Source organism: Rhizobium sp. NZLR8, from assembly GCF_019685025.1.
GTDB lineage: Bacteria > Pseudomonadota > Alphaproteobacteria > Rhizobiales > Rhizobiaceae > Rhizobium.
In genome coordinates this window covers 74441-95635 of sequence record NZ_JABDVY010000002.1, presented here as the reverse complement: position 1 = coordinate 95635, position 21195 = coordinate 74441, and the positions used below count along the sequence as shown (strand labels likewise).

Genomic DNA, 21195 nt, shown 5'->3' with positions numbered 1-21195 from the left:
AAGTTACTTTGATTTGATGTCAAGCCAGAGCTTTTGGGAGGATCGAAATGCTGGCGACATTCAACAGCAGCTAGCGCGCACGCTGGTTTTCGGAAGGGATATGCGCCAATTAAAGTGACGGAGCGCGTGCCTTTCGGACACGTGGCGCATCCATCCGCAATTTTCCTGAAGAAGAGCACGAGGCGATCGCGGATGGCCGCGATGGCAAGGCAAAGGTTTTGTCCGGCTGCGCGGTAGCCGGAAGCGAACTCATGGAGGATAAGATGCGGTTACTCATTCTCGGCACAGGCGGCATGGCCAACCAGCACGCCGCGAGATTCAAGGCGATCGAAGGCGTCAGCGTCGTTGGAGGCGTCGATGTCGTTGCGGAAAGGCTTACTGCCTTTTGCACCGAACATGGCATCGCCAATCAATTCACTTCCCTCGAAGAGGCTCTCGCCTGGGGCGAGTTCGATGCGGTCGCCAATGTCACGCCTGATAACATCCACCACCCGACGACGCTTCAGGCGATCGCCGCCGAAAAACACGTCTTCTGCGAAAAGCCGCTTGCCACCGATGCGGTCAAGGCGATGGAGATGACCGAGGCGATCGAGCGATCGGGCAAGGTCGGCATGGTCAATTTCACCTATCGCAACTCGCCGGCGCTGCAGAAAGGTCGGCAGATGGTGCTCGCCGGCGAAATCGGCGCGGTGCGCCATGTCGAGGCCTCCCACCTTCAAAGCTGGCTGGTCGGTCGACACTGGGGCGACTGGAAGAGCGAAAGCAAATGGCTGTGGCGGCTGAGCAAGAAGCATGGATCGAACGGCGCACTCGGCGATATCGGCATCCACATCGTCGATTTCGCCTCATACGGCTCGGGGCTCGACGTCGCCCATGTCTTCGCGCGGCTGAAAACCTTCGACAAGGCGCCAGGCCACAAGATCGGCGAATATGATCTCGATGCGAACGACAGCTTCACGATGAATGTCGATTTCACCAATGGTGCGATCGGCACGATTCAGGCCACACGCACGGCAGCCGGCCAGATGGATCAGTTGCGCCTCAGGGTCTACGGCGAAACCGGCTCGATCGAGATGATTTACGATACGGGACAATCGACGCTGCGCGCCTGTCTCGGCGAAGACGTGCATACTGCGACCTGGAGCGACGTGCCGTTCGATCCTGTCGAGACCAACTACCAGCGTTTCGTCCAGGCCGTGCGAGCCGGCAGGACGCAGGAACCGTCGTTCCGCCGCGCCGCCAATATCCAGAAGATCCTCGACAAGGCGCTGGCATCCGATCTCAGCCATGCCGACGAAGCGCTAGAACAGGATGATTTTAGGCCCGGTCGGCCTAAAATCTGATTCCTGTTCTACATTAGATAGCTAGAGCATGATGTCGTCCGAAAACCGCCCAGACTTTTCGGCATCATGCTCTAGCGTGATGCATGATACGCAATGGCGTCAGGCGGAAGCTGGCGGCAGCAGTAAAGTGTTGAGGAAGGGCAGGAGGGCGGCACCGAGTGCCACCCCGCCGCCGCTGAAGCTCGCCGGTTTCATCGGCGAAATCCATGGTGTCAGCAACGGCCTCGTCGAGGTGTCGCGCCGCTCGATGGAAAGTTGATGGATCAGGGCTTCGATCACGCCTTGTGGCAAATCGCTCCCGATCATGACGACGCTGGGCGCAAGAAAGCCGGCCATGGCGATGATCGGGTCGAGCAGATGGCCGGCGGCCTCGCGTATCCATTGCGACAATGATGGCGAGGAGAATTCTTCCCCGTCCAGCAAGCGCGTGAATTCCTGGTCGCCGATCCTCGACCGCAGGGACTCGAAACCGACGACGGTGTTCAGCTGGACATTGTCGGGGCCGGTCAGCATTTCGCCGATGCTGCCCGCCCTGCCGTGGACGCCGGAATAGGGAATGCCGCGAATGAGAAAACCAGCCTGAACGTCGTCATCGATGATGATCATCGCCAGCCCGCCCTCCCGCGTAGAGCTGCCGATCGTGCGCTCTGCGAGTAGGCTCGCGGTGCACTCGTTCTCGGCATAGGGACGGGCGATCGCCGACAGTGCGGCGATTTGATCGCTTTGCTCGTCCGTCCAATCGTTGGCGGCGATGCCAAGGCCGAGGATCGGCATGGCGGCGTGGCGATCGGCGATGTCCTTGACGGCGGCGTGCACCGCGCCGACCCTGTCTGTGGGGCCCAGGCTGAAATAGACCCGATCATGAGCCTGGCCGCTGAGATCGATGAGCACGATCTCGCCGCGCCGCTGGCGGAGTTTGACGCCGATCGAAAAGGCGCCTTCCGGACGCAAGGCGAACTCGGTGGCGGTCGCCCCGCAACCGGGACCGCTGCGGCGATGGGAGGTGACAAGCTTCTGGTCGGCCAATCGGCGAAGAATATTGGTGATGCCGGGGCCTGACAGGCCGCTATGCCGGCCAAGCTCCATCCGCGTCAACGGACCATGGCGGCGGATGGCTTCCAGAATGACGCGAATATTTCGATCGGCGATTTCACCGGACCTGAGGCCAATTGTTTTGGCGCGCGGGGCACCCATGTCCTGGGTTTGAAGCCGACGCGGCCCTGATCGAAGATACCGCATGATCGTCTTCCCTGGAGCATGATGCCGAAAAGTGTGAGCGGTTTTCTCATGACATCATGCTCTAACTATCTAATGTAGAACAGGATTCAGATTTTAGGCCGACCGGGCCTAAAATCATCCTGTTCTAAAGCACCATTTCGATTGTGTACCACGCTTCCGGTCGATGCTCGTAACAATTTTTCCTGTGGATGCGCGTAACTAACTGATTCTATTGCTCCAGAAACCACCCTGTCTCAAGGCGCAGCCCGGCAAAGTCGGAGCTGGTTTGGCAAACTGGCTCGAGCAACGGTTTGCATGTGGGTGCGGCCGCGCCTGCCGACTTTACCGTAGCAATCGTCGTCCGACAGCCCGGCCGAAGGCGATCTCGTGGAGCCATCCGACGTGGTTATCCGTTTAATAGAGCGACAAGCGATATCGGCATCTCGACCGCGAAAAAATCCATTGCCGCACCGATAATCAGCGCCCACACGACTATCAGGAAAATGAGCGCTACAATCCTGATTTCTACCGGTCGCATTGTTTGCTCCATCCCCGCATATGCGTCCCCCCCGAGACAAAAGCTCATTGTGCCTCGCGCAAATTCGCTATGCGCGAGGATGATGTGCGACCGAAGAGAGCGTGGACGCATGCAGCGCCGAAGTCTCGGCTCTCTCAATACAGATGTCGCTTTGGCCGACCAGGTCGCCGGAAATAATCCTGTTGCTGCGTTCGAGATAATGACCGTCACGGAAAGAGCGATAGGCGTCTTCGATACCCTCCTTCAGACCGATCTTGGGAGACCAGCCGAGCGCGCGAAGCTTGTCGATGCTCAAGAGTTTACGTGGCGTTCCATCTGGCTTGGTGAGGTCGTGCTTGATCTTGCCTTCGAAGCCAACGACCTTGGAGACGAGTTGTCCCAATTCGAGGATGGAAATGTCTTCGCCGGAACCGACATTCACATGACTTTCGGCGGAATAGGTCTTCATGAGATGGAGGCAGGCGTCGGCACAATCGTCAACATGCAGGAATTCGCGCCGCGGCGTGCCAGTACCCCAGATGCAGATCTCTTGCTGCTGGTTGACCTTGGCTTCATGCGCCTTGCGTATGAGCGCCGGCATGACATGGCTTGACCCGAGGTCAAAATTGTCCTCGGGACCATAAAGATTGGTCGGCATGGCCGAGATGAAATCTCTACCGTGCTGTTTGCGATAGGCGTGGCAGAGCTTTAATCCGGCAATTTTGGCGATCGCATACCATTCATTCGTGGGCTCAAGCGATCCAGTCAGAAGGGAGTCCTCCACGATCGGCTGGTCGGCGAATTTCGGATAAATGCAGGACGAGCCCAAAAACATCAGTTTTTCGACGTGAGTTCTATGGGCTGCGTGGATGACGTTCGCTTGGAGAATCAAGTTGTCGTAAAGAAAGTCGGCCGGATAGGTAGCGTTCTCCAGAATGCCGCCGACCCTCGCCGCAGCCAGGAAGACGGCGTCGGGACGATTCTTACTCATCCAGGCCTCCACCTGCTCCTGCCGTCTGAGGTCGACCTCGGCGCGGGTGGCCGTCAAAATCTCGCAACCCTCGGAAGCGAGACGCCGCACGATCGCAGAGCCCACCATGCCGCGGTGGCCCGCGACATAGACCCTTTTTCCGGCAAGGCTGTAGATCACCTCAGGCATGAGCAAAGCCTTTGGTTGCGCCTAGCGACGGAACATTTCGTGCCATGACTTTCAGATCCTCGCGAACCATCTCCGCAACCAGCTGATCAAGGCTGGTCTCGTGTTTCCAGCCAAGCTTGGTGTGCGCCTTCGTCGGATCGCCGATCAAAAGATCAACTTCAGTCGGACGAAAGTAAGCTGGATCGATCTCCACCACACACTGACCGGATGTCTTATCGTATCCCTTTTCCTCAACCCCGTTCCCACGCCAATCAATTGGCATGCCCACCTTGGCAAAAGCCTTATCGACAAAGGAACGAACCGAGTGCGTTTCGCCTGTCGCCAGGACATAATCCTCCGGTTCGTCCTGTTGCAGCATCAGCCACATGCCGCGGACATATTCTCGTGCATGTCCCCAGTCGCGCTTGGCATCCAGATTGCCGAGATAGAGCCTTTCCTGCAGGCCAAGATGGATCGCCGCCGCCGCCCGGGTGATCTTGCGTGTCACGAATGTTTCGCCGCGGATTGGGCTTTCATGATTGAACAAAATGCCGTTCGAGGCGTGCATGCCGTATGCCTCGCGATAATTGACCACAATCCAATAGGCGTAGAGCTTGGCCGCCGCGTAGGGTGATCGGGGGTAGAAAGGCGTCGTTTCGCTCTGCGGGACTTCCTGGACTTTGCCGTAGAGCTCTGAGGTGGACGCTTGATAGAAGCGGGTCTTTTTGGTCAGCCCCAGGAGGCGAATTGCTTCAAGTAGCCGAAGAGTGCCGGTTCCATCCGCGTTAGCCGTGTATTCCGGCGTCTCGAAAGAGACTTGAACGTGGCTCTGTGCGGCGAGATTATAGATCTCGTCCGGCTGCGTTTCCTGAACGACACGGATGAGATTCGTTGAATCGGTCATGTCCCCGAAATGCAGAATAAAGCGAGGATTCTCGATGTGGGTATCCTCGTAGAGATGCTCGATACGACTGGTGTTGAAGGACGATGAGCGTCGCTTGAGGCCGTGAACGATATAGCCCTTCTCCAAGAGCATTTCGGCCAGATACGCGCCGTCCTGACCTGTTATACCGGTAATCAGCGCAACTTTTCGGTTCTCTCTCATTCTCGTATCCATGGGTCCTCCAACTTGGATGCCAATGCAGAAGCAAATTATGCTGTGTAGTTCGTGCAATTTCAAAAAATGAGCATTTAATCAGTGCGTGTGATGTATTCACACTTTGAGTTTGTAGTATTTCATCAGGGATTTTGAAAAAAGCTCCGAGTCGCTGAAATTATACAGTGCGTGCTTTTCGGGATTTACCTTGTTGATCGCGACAACGATTTCCGAGTTCCGCGAGCTTTTCATTTGCTGCAGGCTGAACTCGACGGCGCGGCGGCTCGTCTTTCCCCATCCAACGATTGCCAGTGTTCTTTCCGCCAGGGCAGTCAAATGCACGGTATCTGTCGAGGCGAGCACAGGCGCGCTGTCGAAGATGACAACCTGGCCGGCCGCGACCGCCATCTCGATGATTTCTGCGAGGCCGTTCGGACGGACGCGCCGCTGGAGACTGAAATTTCCAGACGGAATGAAATCGATACCGCTTGGATGGTGGTAGACGATGTCGCGGAAATCGGCTTGACCATTCAGGAATTCGTTCAATCCGTGCGTTAGCTCCGACCTGAAAAACGAATCGAGTTTTCCCCGCCGAAGGTCGCCATCGACCAGCAGCACCGGAATCGCGGCGGCGGCAAGTTCGATAGCCAGCGATCGCGCGACAAGCGACTTGCCGTCCCCGCTGTGAGCCGACGTAACGACGATGCTGTTCGGCAACTTACCGCCATTGGACTGCTTGAGTGAAAGCACCACGGTACGGATTGCTTCGTCAAACATCGGGACCGGTATATGTGTGAACATCGTCTTCGAATGTTCCCTTCGCGCCAGACGCGGGATAAGTCCAGCCGGTATCGTGCGCGCCATTCCAGATATCTGGTCGAAGCTCCGGACCGTCCGGTCCCACATTTCGATCACGAAAGCGGCCGTTATGGCGGCCGAGATTGCGGCCAGGAGGGCGCCCACCAGATAGGAAAGCCGTCCACGTCCCTGTGATGCAAGCGGCACTGTAGCCGGTGTTAAAACTTCCAACTCCGCCCCCGGCAGCAGGGCCCTCGCGGCGAGGTCACGGCGCTGGTTCTCAAGCTTGTCGAGTGCCGTTTGTTCCTTTTCCGCGATCTTCTGAAGTCGCAACAATTCCGTCTGCACCAGCGCATCGCGTATGCGTTTTTCATTAGCAACAACCAACCTGGATTGTACTGCTTCAGCTTCATGATCAAGTGCGACGAGCTTGATCCGCATTGTCTGGAGATATTGTTTGGTCGCAAGTTCGAGATCGGCACGGGATTCTTGGATCTCTCCACGTAGCTCCACCACGGCGTCGGCATTGCCGTCATATGTCTCGAGAAGACGGGCGAGATCCTGTTCCTGTCCGCGAAGATCGCGTTGCTTTATGGCAATGCTGTCGGGGACGACGATGTTCTGCGCTGCGACCGAAGCGTTATCGGCTGTTTCCAGCGTCGAGATCGCCGCCTCTACCTCAACCCGGCTTTCTTCGATTTTCCCTTCTCGGCCAGTGAGTTCCAGAAATGACTTGATCCGTTCCTCCTGAGCGTCCTCTTTCGAGACGACGTCCATCGATTCTTGATAGTTGCGGGCAGCGTCTCGAGAAGTGTCAGCGCGAACCTGCTGTTCCGTGATGCGCTGTCGTATCCACTCTTCCGCCGCATCCAGGCGGCCACGGACACTCTCCTTCCGCTCATCGAGGTAAATGCCGATGACCCGGTTCGGAACCGCGGCTGCGAGTTCAGGATCAGTCGAATTGAAGCTGATCTGGATAACGTCACTCTTATCTTCATGCCACACGCCGAGCGCCCTAAAATATTCCGGGATGATGGCGTTGATGTTGTCCCGTAAAGGCGAGGTGGGGTTTTTTGTGTCGAACAGGGCGCGCACCTTTGTCCGGATCCTTTCGATGAACGAGGTCTCCCGCAGCGCTGGATTGAATTCCTCCCGCACGTCAAGCTGCAGTTCGCGGACAACTCGCTCTGCGATACTTCTGGATAGAAGCCGCTCAGTCTCCGATTTCGCGTCAAGTAGATCACTGTGGTTGGCATCGTCCGTATCAAGCGATGTTGCGAGGGGCTGGTGGACAATCAACCGGGCCCAGCCCTGGTAGGTGGGCTTCAGCCCAAAGATCATAATCGCCGCGGGCGCCATGAGCAGCATGGTTATCGTGATGATCATGATCATTCTTCGGCGAACGAGACGGTAAATGGATGCCAGATCGAAGTTGTCCGCCTTGGTCTCTACCTGAAAGCGTGGGTCATAGCGCATCGGCGAGATCGGAAGATTGCGGTCCGGCGGAAGAGTGGAAATCGTCATCGTGCGCCAACCATTGCTTGAGGTTTCGCGGAAACGGTTTCGTATAGTTTCTCGAGCGACCGCATGTAGGCCTTCATGCTGAAATGGTTGAGGTAATGCGTGCGCCCCCGGACTGAGAGGCGGATGCAGGTTTCTGGATCGGTCACCAGTTTCGCCATGGCTGCAGCCAAGGCATTCGGATCTCCGACGGGCACGAAAATCCCGGTTTCACCGTCGGTAATGACTTCGTCATGCGCTCCGACACGCGTGGTGACGACCGCGAGCCCGTGGGACAGCCCTTCGAGCAGGGCCATTGCCAGACCTTCGGCGTGCGAAGGCAGAACCAGGATATCTGCACGCGCACACAGGGCTCGCGCCTCACCGGCGTCGAGCCAGCCGGGCATCTCTACCAGATCGGAAAGCGCCATGGCGTCAGCCTGACGGCGATAATCCTCGACAGGTCCGTCGCCTGCCAGTACAGCCCGCCACTGGAGTTCTTTCATGAGCGGGTGGCTCAGGGCCAACAAAAGCTCCGTGACGCCCTTGCGTTCGCTCAACCGGCCGAGGAATACGATCAGCGGTGTCTGGCCGACGCGAATATCGTGCGCCCCGGGATCGGGGACGCAATTATGGGCAACGACCGTGCGACGCTCGTCAACGCCCAGAAGTGTGGTCAGCGTCATGCGATCGCGCCGGCCGAGCGCCACAACGCAATCGGCATTCTGAAACATCCGACGGATGAGCCGTTGCTGGCGCGGCGAGCGTTGCGCAAAGTCGCCGGCATAGTCGTAGTCGTGCAGGTGCAATATGTGGCAGCACCCGAACAAACGGGCAGCCTCGGTCAGGATCAGTTTTCGGGAGGTGCTGCCGCGGCCGGCGATATGGATATGGTGAATGCGGGCCGGCGCGACAATCCGGTCCTTTGCCATCGTCAGGATGGCGCCGAGCAGGCGTGCGGGTGACGTCACCTTGGACCATCGAGCCCCTCTGGTATCGGTGACGAAATGTTCGGTGCCGGTCTCGTTCGCTGTCTCTGTTATATAGCCGACCAGCCTGCCAATGCCGCCGCCGTTCTCGCAGCCGCCCGGAACATAGTGGCGGACGCTGGCCGTGCTCCGTAGTGCCATTCGACTTCTGTCCGTCACGGCCTCCATCAGCATGACCCGATCACCTCCCGATAAACGGCCGCGGCCTGGGCGCCGACCCGTTCAGGCGAATTCGGTCCTTTGGCCCATTCGAGCGCATTGGCGCCGAAATTGTTTCTCAGTTCGCCGTTGTCTGCCAATGTCCTGATTGCTGCCGAGAGCTCTTTGGCATCTCCGGGAGGGACCACCATTCCCAACCCGTTGGGCTGAACGGTGCCCCGCAACTCGCCGACATCCGTGACGATCACCGGTTTGCCAAATGCGGCAGCAAGGTTGAGTACACCGCTTTGGGATGCTTCAGTATAGGGAAGCACGACAATGTCGGTGTCCAGGAAAAGCTGGGCGACCTCTGCATCCTCGATAAAACGATTGCGAATGTCGTAGCGGCCGGCATCCCCCATAAGCGGCTGGAATATCAGCGGATTGTCGCCACGGCCTGCGACCGTGATGCGCAGGTTGGGAAGGGCGTCCTTGAGCATCGCCTCGGCCCGAACCAGATGTTCCAGGCCCTTGTAGGCGAAAATCCGTCCGAAGAGCAGGACGCGTATGGTACCATCCGCTTCGCGCGGTGCCATCTTCTGTCGCCGCGCGAGTTCCGCATAGCGAAGGATGGAGGGATGCGACAGGACATGGACACAGTCCGGCGATTTTGAATATCGATCGAGGACAAGCCGCTTCAGTCCCTCGCCGTGGACGACAACATGTCCGGATTGTTTCACCATCAATTCGGGGGCCCAGTCGGGCAGCGTACGCGTATCGGAATCGCCGGGATGGATTTCCACGTCATGAACGGTCGTCACAAGCGGGATCGGGCGCCAGAACGGCACGGCAAGGTTCAGCCAAAGCGTAGAATTGCTGAGGAGATGGATGAGGTTTGGCTGTTCCCGCCGGATCAGACGCGTAAGCTGGTAGAGAAACCAGGGATTGGAGAGAGAACGGTGTCTCGGCCAGTCCAGAAGGTGCAGATCGACAGCCGGATCGAAAGAAGAGGCGAGATGTGCATAGCGCCGGCGAGGCACGGCAAGCACAACGTTCAGGTGTTGGGCAACGCCGCTGGCGAAGGAGATGGTATAGTCTTCCAGTTCGGAAACCAATAGCAGCGCCTTCATTTCGCTGCCTCCGACAAGCCGACGTCCAGGCCGAGCCGTGACAGGCCGCGCGCAGAGCGCAAACTATCGCGCGTCCGTCGGAGCAGGTTCGGTTCGCCGGCAAAGAAGAGGCCTTCGACGGCAAGCCTGAACCGGGTGCGTGTATCGGCTCCCTGCAGCTTTGCCGACGCGATGCGATAGGGATGGTGATCCGTCAGACGTAGTCTTGCCGGCAGTTGATGGGTTGAGAGAAACAGGTTCGTCGCTTCAACGGTACGCTGCCAGTGCGTCATCCGCCTCCTTAGCGTGGTGGCATCCTCGGTCGAGCGATACCAGTTGTTATTGTGGATGCGGTAGAATCCAAGCGGATCCGGCATGGCAATGACGTCCCCCAGAAACGGATAGATCCCCACGAGCCAGGCGTCGGCCGATATGCGGAATTGTTCGGGAATGCTGCCGGCAGCATTCCATGCGCTACGCCGTACCGCGACGGCTGACGTCATCGGAAAAGGCCACCAGCCAGCCGATCTGGTGAGTAGCGGCGACAAAGCGCCCGAACACAGGGTTCGAGGGATCGGCTTGGAAGTCGGCGTGCCATCGACAAGCGTTGGCTGCAGTCGGTGATAGACGAGCGATGCTTGCGGGTTTGCGCGGAACGCTGCAGCCGTCGCCGACAGCTTGCTCGGCGCCCACCAGTCGTCAGCATCCAGAAAACAGAGGATCTCGCCCGTGCTTGATCTCACAGCGGTATTGATCGCAGCCGCCTGTCCTGCGTTCTCCTGGAAGATCACCTTTACTCGGTTGTCATACACTTCCAGAACAGACCGCGACTGGTCGGTAGAGCCGTCATCGACGACGATTATCTCGACGTTGCGCGCGTCCTGGCTCAACACGCTGTCTATCGCCCGCCCAACGAAGCGAGCGTAGTTGTAATTATTGATGAGGACACTGAGGGCCGGCCGCTCCATGGCGCGCGCTCAGGCGGGTTGCCGCGATGCGCTGCTGTGCAGCAGCGCAAAGTTGCTTGAGAGGTCGACCTTTAGGTAGCCATCGAGGCTTGGAGCCTCGGTGATGGTGATATTCAAAATACCATGTCGGCCGAACAGCATCTCGCGCAGAGCCGATGAGATCGCCGCTGACAATGCCACGACGAGCAGAGCGCCGGTCGTGTTGCATAGAGAACTAGGATCATGACGCAGAAACATAGTAATCCTAACCTTCCAGGCTTCGACTGCAGAGATAGCCTCTGTCAGAATTGTTGCCTCATTGCAGTGGAACCGCGGCTTACCCACCACGCTTCACGAGACATTCATCGCCACGGTACCGGTGAACGGACAAGCGCAACATCTGCTCTTAAGGGCAATTCGCAGGCATGAAGACCCACCTTTTGGGTAAATGCCGGCTGAAAGCTTAGGCGCAACATCGTCTTTGGGTGGAGCGAAGGTGCATTAGGCGTAGCCCGCCCTTCACTAGAACAGGTTGACCGGGGATGTGGCCGGATGATTGCTTGAGAGCAGCGCAGCCACAAAGGCCGACACCTGTTTTTTTGATCTGCCGCGATCAACAGCCGCTTGTCTGTTCAAGTCAGTCGGGACGGATAATGAGAGTAGATAGCCTCAGAACTGCCAGCGGACCAACCATCAGTTGGCGGGCCATAGAATGCTGGGGCGCCGGCATATCCCTTTTTCTTCAGGCAGGCGCTCTTCTGCCACTTATCCTGGCTGATGCGGACGGAACGCTCAGCGAATCTGCCAAATCTATACTGCGTCTTCCTTGCTTTCCTGTTTATGCATTTACAATCGTGATCCTGATACGCAATTTTCCGCAGTTTCTAACGGCGCTCAGACGAAATCTGATTCTTCCCCTGATGCTCGTCTTGCCGTTTTTGTCTGCCCTGTGGTCAATATCACCGCCAACGACCTTGAGGCGCGCAATCGGCCTTTTGTTTTGCATGCTTCTTTCCTATGTCCTGGCGATACGTTTCACGCCAAGGCAGCTGCTGTTCCTGCTATTTGTGACGCTTGGAGCCTGTATCGGCCTGAGTGTGGTTATCTCCGTGGTGTCACCAAGCCTCGCCAGTATGCCGGACGGTGCTATGCGGGGCGTCTTCATTCACAAGAACGTCCTGGGCTGGTACGCGGCTCTGATGATCTTGGTGGCGACGGCGGTGCTGATCGACGGCACGCTCGGTCTGCGGCGAACCGCGTTCATCTTGTTGGCGGCGGGTGTGATCTGCCTTGCAAGCTCCGGATCGATGACCGCGATCATTGCAACGTCAGTGGCGTATTGCCTGATCGGCTTTTATTCCCTCCTGCAAAGAAGCAGCAGCATTGGCCGCGTCGTCATCGTCCTGTTTTTCGTTCAGCTGTCTGTCGGCATTCTGATTTCGCTGCACGAATTCCTGGTTCCGGCCCTTGTAGCGCTCGGCAAGGACGCGACTTTGACGGGTCGGGTGCCATTGTGGGAGCTGGTTGACCGCGAAATATCCGATCGTTGGTTGCTTGGCTACGGTTACCAGGCTTTCTGGACAGTCGCGAACCCTGAAGCGACGCACATCTGGTTAAAAATCGGATGGCCGGCGCCCCACGCGCATAATGGATACCGCGATATCCTGTTGAGCTTTGGCATCATTGGAATGATTCCGTTCGCTCTGATGCTTCCCTACGCAATTCGCCAGGGCGCGTTCCTTCACTGTCATGATCCGCAGTACGGGTGGCTCTGGCTCAATGTCCTTACGATCATGATTCCGGTGATGAATCTGACCGAGAGTATTTTTTTCGTTCAGAATGACGCCATCTTCATCCTGTTTACCACAGCCATCATCATGTTTTCGCTATACGCGCCCGTCGTTTCGACCAGCCGTTCGCCAGCTTGGCAGGCGCCCGCGCATGGCCTTACGAGCGGGTTGCAGACATCATGAGGCGGCGTTTTGGACGGATCCTGAGCATTTTGCCTGTCATGCTCTTTCCCCAGCCCGGCAATCCGGCGCCAGTTGGGACAGAGATAGATGGGCCCGAGCGCCTGCAGGTGCTCGTCAGGGAGGCGACTTGCGCGGAAGCTTCCGCGACTTTGTCAGCCAAGTTGAAGGGGACTTCTTTAAGCGACGAATTGAGCAGCAGCACCGGGGTGCGGACGATATTTTACGTTTCTCCCGATGGCAAAGACACCTGGAGTGGCCTCCTTCCGACCGCAACTCAGCAGGGTGGCGACGGCCCTTTCGCCAGCATTGAAAGAGCCCGTGATGCTGCCCGTGAGAAGGGCGGCACCAACACCATCGCGCTGGGTAAAGGCGATTACTACCTTACTCAGCCGATCGTCTTTGATGCCCGCGATACGGGCTTGATCCTGACGGCAAGATGCAATGAAGCGCCGATTTTGCATGGGGGGCCGCGCGTGCGCGACTTCGCGCAGCAAGCCGATGGTCGCTGGACGGCGCCGCTGAAGTTGCCGCCGGATGAAGGGGTCGGTGACCTTTTCGTCGATGGGATACGCCAAACCAGAGCTCGATTCCCCAACGCCCCCGCTGATGGCGATCCACGCAAGGGATGGTTGTTTGCCGCAAAGTGCCAGCCTACCGTCGACGCGTCGGAAGGAAACACGGGCTTTTGTTTCCATGCCGGCGATCTTCCGGCAGTGGGTGATACAAGTGGACTGGTCGTGGACATCGTTGGGGGGTATCAACCCGGAAGCCAGTGGGGCAATGATACGCTCCCCGTTGTATCCATCGATGACGCCGGCCGGACTGTCCATACGAAAGGCACAGGCTATTTCTTTACCGCAGAAGGCAGCCGCTATTTCCTTGCCGGAGCCAAGACCTTGCTCGATGCTCCCGGAGAGTGGTGGTACGACCTTGTCGCGGGCGAGCTTCATTATATCCCTGTCGATCAGTCGTTGCCCAATTCCGTCGTCGTTGCTGGCATCCTGCCGACATTCTTCAAGTTGGATGGGGCCAGCGGGATGGTTGTATCAGGGTTCGAGTTTAGAGATGGAGCTCCCGAAGGCAGCGGCAAGTTCTATACGGAAACCAGAGGATTTGGCGCCATTCGGATCGAACACGCTGATGGCGTCAAGATTGTCGGCAACAGCATCGAGAATGTCGGCGTCGGGATCCATGTGACGGAAAGCAAGGATGCGTTGATTGCCGCCAATGTGATTGCGGATGTGGCTGGCAACGGGATCTACGTCGGCACAAATTATGGCACCTTCGGCAAGTCGAACGGCGCCAGGATCCTTTCAAACCATATCCATGACATCGGAAAGGTTTACATTGAAACCGCCGGAATATGGTTTCAGGCGGCTGACAATGTCAGGATCGCCGACAATCTGATCGAAAACACGGCGCAGTTCGGAATCGCCGGCGGTTCGCTGTGGGGTTCCAATGACGCCGTCTATAACGCTGTCATCGAGCACAACGTGATCCATAACGCCAATCAGCAGACGGCAGATGGCGGTGCCATCAAGATGATGGGCGAGCAGGCCGACCCTCTGAACAGCACCATCCGCTCCAATCTCGTGACCGGCACCGGTCATCTCATGAACAGGGCCGATGGGACGTTCTGGCCTCCCGGATATGAAAATACCGGTGAATGGCCGTCCCCTATCAGCTGGGCGATCTATACGGATGGGAAGGCGAGCGGGCTGCGCATCGAGGGAAATACGCTCTCGGGCAACGTCGCGGCGATCGGTATCAATGGCGGTTGGAGCAACCTGGTGGCGGGAAACGTCATCACGAACGGATCGGGCGCTGCTTTTCGCGTTGATGACGGTACCGGCAGGGGTTGGCGTCCACCGTGGGCACGCCCCAATCGTATTGAGGAGAACGTTGTATCGGTTGACAGTGACAGCGGCATTGTCGCGTACGTCAACGCTCCCGATCTTGGGCTTGGATTTGTGCAATTCGCGCGCAACCGCTACAGCGGCAACTTGAACGACAAGAGCTTCCGAATAGATCCGAGGATCATGCGTTCGGGAGAATTTGGCAGTCTAGGCGATCTTCAGAAGGCTGGGGCGGACACCGGGAGCGTGGCCGCGCCGCCCGAGTAACAAAAGGCGCGCGCCCCGCGACGAGCGGTGTTCTGCGGCGATAATGTTCGCCGGGATCTGCCGATCCGTCGAATGATCAATCGCGTCAAGGCGAAGGCCTTTTGAGGGTCAGGCGAAGCCAGATCGCCTCGAAGATCTGCTGGCTCCTGTCAACCAGCGTCGGCATTTGCCGGGCATGTTCGATCCGCACATCAAAGATGATGGCATTGCCAGCTCGTACGCGCAGGCTCTTCTCTAGCAAGGCCTTTACCAGACCCTTGAGATGAGATTTCGGTCGAACCTTCAATGTCGCCGGCGAGTTCATTCCGATTCTGGCGATAGAACACGATCCTCCCCGGCTTTGTTCGCGCGAGCGAATATCTTCTGCAGCTCTTCGGTCATCAAAAAGAGCAACATGGCAAGCCATGGGGTACGTAGACTTACTTCGAATATCGTACGCCATCCCGGCGTAAGACGTAAACGTGAAGTCTCTTCTACGTCCAATAGCTGGAGCGGCAAGTATGGAGGCAATCGACCTGCCGGGATATTCTGATGACAGTTTCAGTCGCGAAAGCGTAGGTCATGAGAAAACAATCAGTAGGCAGCAGCCCAACTTCAGTTCTTCATCCAGGGGGCTCTTTAGGATGGACGAATGTCCTTGGTGTTCGCGTCTCGGCAGTCAATCTCAAAAGCGCGACGGGATTTATTCAAAAAGCGGTCGAAGACGGCAGGAAGGAATATGTATGCGTTCGCGACGCACACGGCATCGTCCGATGTCAGGATGATCCCGAGCTCCGGTCGATCCATAACCGGGCGTTCCTCGTAACCCCCGACGGCATGCCGCTTGTTTGGGCGCTGAGACATGCTGGTCATGCCGAAAGCGACAGGGTCTATGGACCAGATCTCATGCTATCCGTTTTCGATGCCGGCAGCGCCAAGGGCTTGCGCCATTTCCTTTATGGCGCAACGGCCGAAACGCTCGAACAACTGCAGGCGCGCCTTCTCGCAAAATATCCGCAAGCGCGGATCGTCGGCTCCTATGCACCGCCTTTTCGCAAACTGTCGACGCGGGAGGAAACGGATATTGCTGACCGGCTCAACCGGTCGGGCGCCGATATCATCTGGGTCGGGCTGAGCAGTCCCAAACAGGAACTCTGGATGGCGCGCATGCGCGATCGTCTGGAAGCATCGATGCTCATCGGTGTCGGAGCTGCGTTCGATTTCCACGCCGGCCTCAAGCGGCAGGCTCCGAGGTTCATTCAAAGAAGCGGCTTCGAATGGGCGTTTCGTCTTCTGTGCGAGCCGCGGCGGCTGTGGCGGCGCTATGCGCTCGTCGTGCCGACCTTCATCTCACTGTCAGCATTCCAGAGACTGGGACTTCGGAAGTTTCCGATCGAAGACGCCATTTCTGAATCGGGCGCGTCGGGACAAATGCAGTAGAGGGGTAAAAGCGTCATGTCCATATTTGTGCCGTCAGCTATGACACCGGGTCCGTCGAAGGCATCCACACCAAATGACATGACATCGCGGGCGATTCCGGCAGGGTCCGTGCCGCCCATAGCAGCCAGGACTGCCGATGCCTTTGCGCCGGCTGGACTGAATATGCCCGTCGCACTAGGGCGCCAGCTTCCTCGGCTTGCAACGTCGTCCTTCCTGGTCGCCGGCGACATTGCCAGCTATCTGACTGCCTATTTCGTTCTCCTGTTCTTTCTTCCCAGTGGTTCGGAGGGCACGCTCGTGGAGCGTGCGTTCACGATCGCCGCACTGGCTGCGATTGTTCTTTACGCATCGGCCGGCCTCTATCCTGGATATCGGCTGCATGACCACGAACATCTGCGGCGGCGCACTATGGCTGCCGTCAAGGTGGCTGTCCTGGCGGCATTCGCAGCGATTGTCCTGCCGGAGGGGGAACGACTGCTGCTTGCCATTATTGTGTTCCTCGGTCTCGGGCTGATTGTTCAGCCATTTGTGCATTGGCTTGCACGTGGCCTGTGCTGGAGACTTGGAATTTGGGGGGAGCGCGCGGTTGTCATAGGGGGGCGCAACCTTGCTCCCGCGCTCGTGGCACATTTCAACGACCACTGGCAGTATGGCATCAGGCCGGAGCCCTCTTCCTCCGATACTTTGGAGGCATTGCCGGGTGGCGGGCCATCCATTGCGGTAATTGCCGGCGACACAGGCTCGCTTGTGTCCGACTTGCCGGCGATGCGTCGGAAGTTCGCCGAAATCATTTTGCTGTCCGACACGCCGAGCCTTAAGGTAAGTGGATTGCGACCTGCGGATATCGGCGGAGAGATCGGTATTCGCCTCACCACCGGTGGGAGTTCGATCAACTCGGATCCGGTTCGCCGGATCCTCGATCTCGCAATCGCCGTCCCTGCAACGATCGTGGTCGCGCCATTCATCGCGATGGCAGCGGCCGCAATCTATGCCATCGATCCAGGCCCGGTCTTCTTTCGGCATGCCAGGGAAGGACGGTCCGGCAGGCCGGTGCACGTCCTGAAACTGAGGACGATGTACCAAGACGCGGAAAAGCGCCTCGAAGCACTATTCCGAGACAACCCTGCCATGCGCGCCGAGTGGTTGAGCCACTTCAAGCTCAAGGACGATCCGCGCGTCCTTCCGATTATAGGACATATGCTGCGCTCATCGAGCATCGACGAGCTCCCGCAATTGGCAAACATCATTGCGGGCGAGATGGCCTTTGTGGGACCACGCCCGTTCCCGGAGTATCACCTTTCGGCGATGGACGGCGAATTTCGGGACAAGCGCCGTTCCGTCACGCCGGGGCTCACGGGCCTTTGGCAAATTTCTGAACGAAGCGATGCGGACATCGAGCTGCAGCAGCAACTCGACGAGTTCTACATCGACAACCGGTCCCTGTGGTTCGACTGCCAAATTCTTCTCGGCACAATCCCCGCGGTCTTCAAGCGCAGGGGAGCCTGCTGACCACTTCCACGAGGCAACCATCAACAACGGAGCACACCAATGCACGGACACAAGAGAATTATGGTTACCGGCGGCACCGGGTTTCTGGGATCATTCCTGTGCGAAAGGCTTTTGCGAGAGGGCAATGACGTCCTCTGCGTGGACAATTACTACACCGGTTCGCGCGACAACGTGCTGCACCTTCTCGACGACCCGCGCTTTGAGATTCTTCGCCACGACATTACCTTCCCGCTGTATGTGGAGGTCGACGAGATCTACAACCTCGCCTGCCCGGCATCTCCGGTCCACTATCAGCACGACCCCGTGCAAACGGTGAAGACCAATGTGCACGGGGCCATCAACATGCTCGGCTTGGCAAAACGCACCAAGGCGAAGATCTTCCAGGCCTCCACCAGCGAAGTTTATGGCGATCCGGCCGTGCACCCTCAACCCGAGGAGTATCGAGGCAGCGTCAATCCGATAGGCCCGCGGGCATGTTATGACGAAGGCAAGCGGTGTGCCGAAACATTATTCTTCGACTATCATCGCCAATACGGTGTGGAAATCCGCGTGGCGCGGATCTTCAATACTTATGGGCCGCGTATGCAGACCAACGACGGCCGCGTCGTCTCCAATTTCATCGTTCAGGCGCTTCAAAACGAGCCGATCACCATCTTCGGCAAGGGCACGCAGACGCGCTCCTTCTGCTATGTAGACGATCTGATCGAGGGCTTCATCCGCCTGATGGGTACGCCGGCCGGCGTCACGGGTCCGATCAATCTCGGCAACCCAGGAGAATTCCAGGTCCGGGAACTGGCCGAAATGGTCATCGAGATGACCGGATCGAAATCAAGCATCGTTTACAATCCTCTGCCGATTGACGATCCCACACAGCGCAAGCCCGACATCAGCCGGGCAAAGCAGGACCTGGGCTGGCAGCCGACGGTGAACCTGCGTGAGGGGCTCGAGAAAACGATCGCGTATTTCGAGTGGAAGCTTTCTGGCGGAGCCAAGAGCGTGCCTGGCGTCCGGTCCTCGCGAACGGCTTACACCTATCTGCCTACTCCGGCCGTCGGCCTTCCTGTTGCGCAAGCTGCGCCCCTGGGAACGTGAACAGAAACGGCAAGCGAAAATCAAGGCTCGGTTTCTTCAATAGACCGAGCCCCAAATCGCGGTTTGCAAAATGAGCGGCAACCGTCGGACGTGCAAATCGCTGCAAAAACAACAATGAGGAAATGAGGCATGCGCGTTGCCGTTGTTACGCCATACTACAAGGAGCCTAACGAGCTCCTTGAGCAATGCCGGGCGAGCGTTCTCGACCAAACCGTTGCATGCGACCATGTTTTTGTTGCCGACGGGTTTCCGAACGCTATCGTCGGTGGCTGGCGCGCAAAACATTTCATTCTGCCGAATGCTCACGGCGACGCCGGCAACATGGCTCGCGTGATCGGCAGCCTCAGCGCCTTTGCCCAGGGCTATGACGCGGTGGCGTTTCTCGATGCGGACAACTGGTACAGATCCGACCACATCCAGCGCTTGCTTGAGCTTCACCGCCGTACCGGTGCTGCGGTTTGCACATCGAGACGTTCGATGCACCGTGCGGACGGCACCTACATGTTCGACGACTCAAAGAGCGACGGTCGCACGCACGTGGATACGAACTGCTTATTTCTCACGCGACCGTCCCTGCCGATCATTGCGCGCTGGGCTCACATGCCGAGGGAACTCTATCCAGTCGGAGATTCCGTCTATTGGAGCTCGATCCGAAGCTCTCGGCTGTCGCTCTCTCATGAACCGACCGCGACGGTATGCTACCGGACGACTTGGGAAGCCGACTACAAGCGAATGGGAGAACCTGTTCCTGCAGGCAGCAAGACCCTCGCGTTCACCGACCAGCCATATCACTGGTTCAAGTCTCTCCCGGCTCGGGACCGCTGGCGCATCTGGCAGGATTTCGGCTTTCCCCTCAGGCGCCGCACGGTGGCAAAGCTGGTCGGCCAATATGCGCTGTCAAGGCTTTCCCCCACCTCTTATCTCGGCGCCAAAATATGAACACCCAAAGTCTTGCCGAGCCGGCAATATCCCGTCTTCTTGCCCGGTCCGCCTTGTTGGCAACTGTCTGGCCTCGCGTGAAATCAGCCAGGCGAAAACATTCTCAACGCATGCGAGAATAATCGGAAAACAAATTACGCATAACAAAGAAACGATGCCGCGTCCGAAAGATTTGTCAAACCAGGAGTGACGCAGTGCTTACGGAGGAAGAAGTTTGCAACGTGTTGATGTCGTAGTCCCCTGCTATAATTATTCCCATTTCTTGCAGGAATGCGTTGAAAGCGTCCTTTCGCAGGCGGGCGTCGATGTGCGCGTGCTCATTATAGATGACTGCTCGCCAGACAATACGCCGGAAGTCGGGATGGCCCTGGCATCCCGCGACACGCGGGTCACTTATCGGCGGCACACTGCAAACATGCGGCACATCGCTACCTACAATGAAGGGATCGATTGGGCAGGCGGTGACTTATTCCTGCTTCTTTCTGCGGATGATTATCTTCTGCCGGGCGCGCTGGACCGCTCGGCGGAGCTGATGCGCAAGTATCCGGATGTGGGGTTGGTGTTCGGGAACGCGCTCATAGCTGAGCCAGATGGTACTACGAGCAAGCGCGCGGATCCTCTCGGCGACAATAACGTGCACCCCATGCAGGTCTTGTCCGGTCGGCAATTCATGCGGTTGAGTGGAGCGCGCAATCTCGTTCCAACGCCGACAGCTGTTGTGAGGACGGCGCTGCAAAAGCAGGTCGGCGGCTATCGCAAGGAACTGCCGCATGCCGGCGATATGGAAATGTGGCTGCGACTCGCATCACATGCCGGCGTTGGCTACATCAATGACGACCAAGCAGTCTATCGCCAGCATGCTTCGAATATGTCGCTGCAATACTATGGGGAAAATATCCTCTCCGACCTTCTACAAAGAAAAATGGCTTTTGATATCCTGTTTAACCAAGCGGCCGATAGCCTCAGGAAAGATGAGATGTTGCGACGCTTTCTTGCCAGAGATCTCGGAAAACAGGCGCTTCGACAGGCTGGTATTGCATTCAACAACTTCGACGTTGCGACGGCCGTGGCTATTCAGCGTTTTGCACTGGAGGTTTCTCCTGAGGTGCGAAATTCGTTGCCCTGGATCAAGTTGATCTGCAAGCAAACGATCGGGCCAAAATGCTGGTATGCCTTGAATTCTGTGCGGCGAAGAGTTGCGGCGTGAATGGGCAGGATCGGGCCGGGTCAGTTCATCCGCAAGTATGGTAAAAACAGGCCGTGGTTGAGCGCCCGATTGCTACTCATGCCAAAATCGCGGGAAGCGTAATAGATCGCCTTGGTATAAGAAGACCCGGTGACGCATTC

General features: G+C 57.7%; 17 protein-coding genes. 8 read left to right on the top strand and 9 right to left on the bottom strand.

Annotated elements, in window-relative coordinates; all coding sequences use genetic code 11:
* Positions 1-263 precede the first annotated feature (263 nt).
* The gene (locus HJB89_RS04460) at positions 264-1343 is read left to right on the top strand and encodes a Gfo/Idh/MocA family protein (protein ID WP_207585138.1); all 1080 of its coding nucleotides are present in this window, start codon (positions 264-266) and stop codon (positions 1341-1343) included.
* A gap of 99 nt (positions 1344-1442) precedes the next feature.
* Here HJB89_RS04460 and HJB89_RS04455 read toward each other — a convergent pair whose 3' ends face one another.
* The 8 genes from HJB89_RS04455 to HJB89_RS04420 all read right to left on the bottom strand — a co-directional run bounded on the left by HJB89_RS04455 (position 1443) and on the right by HJB89_RS04420 (position 11051).
* A complete protein-coding gene (locus HJB89_RS04455; RefSeq protein ID WP_221149070.1) occupies positions 1443-2582 on the bottom strand; it encodes an ROK family transcriptional regulator in 1140 nt (379 codons plus the stop codon).
* Positions 2583-3166: 584 nt separating this feature from the next.
* Positions 3167-4237 carry a GDP-L-fucose synthase gene (locus tag HJB89_RS04450; RefSeq protein WP_221149069.1) on the bottom strand — a complete coding sequence of 357 codons (1071 nt, stop codon included), beginning with the start codon at positions 4235-4237 and terminating at the stop codon, positions 3167-3169.
* Entirely contained in the window at positions 4230-5333 is a 1104-nt protein-coding gene (gmd, locus tag HJB89_RS04445; RefSeq protein WP_221149068.1) for a GDP-mannose 4,6-dehydratase, read from the bottom strand. The genes HJB89_RS04450 and gmd overlap by 8 nt, the downstream gene beginning before the upstream one ends.
* 96 nt (positions 5334-5429) lie before the next feature.
* Positions 5430-7634: a polysaccharide biosynthesis tyrosine autokinase gene (locus HJB89_RS04440; RefSeq protein WP_207585142.1), complete on the bottom strand. Its 2205-nt coding sequence runs from the start codon at positions 7632-7634 to the stop codon at positions 5430-5432.
* Entirely contained in the window at positions 7631-8773 is a 1143-nt protein-coding gene (locus HJB89_RS04435) for a glycosyltransferase family 4 protein (RefSeq protein WP_221117627.1), read from the bottom strand. The genes HJB89_RS04440 and HJB89_RS04435 overlap by 4 nt, the downstream gene beginning before the upstream one ends.
* Entirely contained in the window at positions 8767-9867 is a 1101-nt protein-coding gene (locus tag HJB89_RS04430) for a glycosyltransferase family 4 protein (protein ID WP_207585144.1), read from the bottom strand. The genes HJB89_RS04435 and HJB89_RS04430 overlap by 7 nt, the downstream gene beginning before the upstream one ends.
* Entirely contained in the window at positions 9864-10814 is a 951-nt protein-coding gene (locus HJB89_RS04425; RefSeq protein ID WP_221149067.1) for a glycosyltransferase, read from the bottom strand. The genes HJB89_RS04430 and HJB89_RS04425 overlap by 4 nt, the downstream gene beginning before the upstream one ends.
* A gap of 9 nt (positions 10815-10823) precedes the next feature.
* Entirely contained in the window at positions 10824-11051 is a 228-nt protein-coding gene (locus tag HJB89_RS04420; RefSeq protein WP_207585146.1) for a hypothetical protein, read from the bottom strand.
* 395 nt (positions 11052-11446) lie between these two features.
* Here HJB89_RS04420 and HJB89_RS04415 point away from each other — a divergent pair, with 395 nt between their 5' ends.
* Complete coding sequence (locus HJB89_RS04415; RefSeq protein WP_207585147.1) at positions 11447-12766, top strand: O-antigen ligase; 1320 nt, start codon at positions 11447-11449, stop codon at positions 12764-12766.
* On the top strand, positions 12763-14889 hold the full coding sequence (locus HJB89_RS04410) for a right-handed parallel beta-helix repeat-containing protein (protein ID WP_221117629.1): 2127 nt from the start codon (positions 12763-12765) through the stop codon (positions 14887-14889). Before HJB89_RS04415 ends, HJB89_RS04410 begins: the two co-directional genes overlap by 4 nt.
* An 85-nt stretch (positions 14890-14974) precedes the next feature.
* Here the strand turns inward: HJB89_RS04410 and HJB89_RS04405 are convergent, their stop codons facing one another.
* Positions 14975-15193, bottom strand: a complete 219-nt coding sequence (locus tag HJB89_RS04405; RefSeq protein ID WP_221149065.1) for a hypothetical protein — start codon at positions 15191-15193, stop codon at positions 14975-14977.
* Positions 15194-15450: 257 nt separating this feature from the next.
* Between HJB89_RS04405 and HJB89_RS04400 the strand changes: the two genes are divergently transcribed.
* The 5 genes from HJB89_RS04400 (at position 15451) to HJB89_RS04380 (ending at position 21055) form a co-directional block, all read left to right on the top strand.
* The gene (locus HJB89_RS04400) at positions 15451-16308 is read left to right on the top strand and encodes a WecB/TagA/CpsF family glycosyltransferase (RefSeq protein ID WP_221117630.1); all 858 of its coding nucleotides are present in this window, start codon (positions 15451-15453) and stop codon (positions 16306-16308) included.
* 15 nt (positions 16309-16323) lie between these two features.
* Complete coding sequence (locus tag HJB89_RS04395; protein ID WP_207585151.1) at positions 16324-17817, top strand: sugar transferase; 1494 nt, start codon at positions 16324-16326, stop codon at positions 17815-17817.
* 39 nt (positions 17818-17856) lie between these two features.
* Positions 17857-18909 (top strand): UDP-glucuronic acid decarboxylase family protein, encoded by a 1053-nt coding sequence (locus HJB89_RS04390; protein ID WP_207585152.1) that lies wholly within the window; start codon positions 17857-17859, stop codon positions 18907-18909.
* A gap of 129 nt (positions 18910-19038) precedes the next feature.
* A complete protein-coding gene (locus tag HJB89_RS04385; protein ID WP_207585153.1) occupies positions 19039-19848 on the top strand; it encodes a glycosyltransferase family 2 protein in 810 nt (269 codons plus the stop codon).
* A gap of 214 nt (positions 19849-20062) precedes the next feature.
* Positions 20063-21055: a glycosyltransferase gene (locus tag HJB89_RS04380; protein ID WP_207585154.1), complete on the top strand. Its 993-nt coding sequence runs from the start codon at positions 20063-20065 to the stop codon at positions 21053-21055.
* Positions 21056-21195: the final 140 nt, after the last annotated feature.